The 888-nt window shown below is 31.6% G+C and carries 1 protein-coding gene; it reads right to left on the bottom strand.

Translation table 11 applies throughout. The annotated features are described in order from the left end of the window. Positions 1-813, bottom strand: an 813-nt coding sequence (locus IRZ99_RS21100; protein WP_194659347.1) for a transposase, incomplete at its 3' end; no start/stop codon positions are given. Between the last annotated feature and the right edge of the window lie 75 nt (positions 814-888).

Raw genomic sequence — 888 nt, 5'->3', positions numbered from 1 at the left:
CGCACTCATCGCTGCCAGATGCAGAATAGTTTTTAGATTTTTATCAGCAAGCATTGATACTCCAGGCCTTCTTTTTAATGATGTTCCAGATTGAAAATCAAAAGGAACTACTCCGCTGTAGCATGCCATTTTCCTAGGATCAGTTATAGTTGTGAATCCTTCTGTTTTTGACAACAATGTCCATGATAAAACCTGACCTACTCCAGGAACAGATTTAATCAATTTCTGTTGTTGATTAAGACTCTCTTGGTTTTGGATTATATTTTCAATATCATTTTCTATTATCTTAATTTGGACGTCAATATCTTTAAGAAGCTTAATATTTAAGTCTTTTAGCTGTTTATCTAAGCCAATACTTTTCATGAGTTTGTAATCATGCTGCTGCACTATTAGCTGCTTTTTAATCTTTATTCTTGAAGCTCTTTCGGTTAATAGTATTTTTATCTTTTTAATCGAACAAGAACCTGGCTTCCATTCTCTGCTTTCCTGATGATTTTTTTCGATGAAATTACAAATGCGAAGAGCATCAATTTTATCATTTTTACCTCTAACAAGTCCTATACTTTTTTTGATATGTAAAGCTGATATTACATAAACTTTAAAATCAAATTTTTCAAGCACTTCAAACAGATTCCAATTATATCTGCCTGTGTTTTCCATAGCTATAATTACCTTTTCTCTCGAGTAGCTTTTCAAGAAACGTTTAATAACAGGTACTTTATTTTCAATGGAAAAGTAGCTTACTGTCTCATTTTTAATACAGATATCTAAAGTCTTACTGCTGATATCAATGCCAATAATAATGTTTTTCATAACTTTGCTTTTACGATTCAACAAATGATTTGAGAAATTCATCATAAGCTCAACTCCTTGATAACGGGTCTCTAG

The sequence above is a fragment of the Flavobacterium sp. LC2016-12 genome (genome assembly GCF_015351595.1).
Classification (GTDB): domain Bacteria; phylum Bacteroidota; class Bacteroidia; order Flavobacteriales; family Flavobacteriaceae; genus Flavobacterium.
Note: the sequence above shows the minus strand (reverse complement) of the source record. Positions and strands in the feature narration are given on the sequence as shown.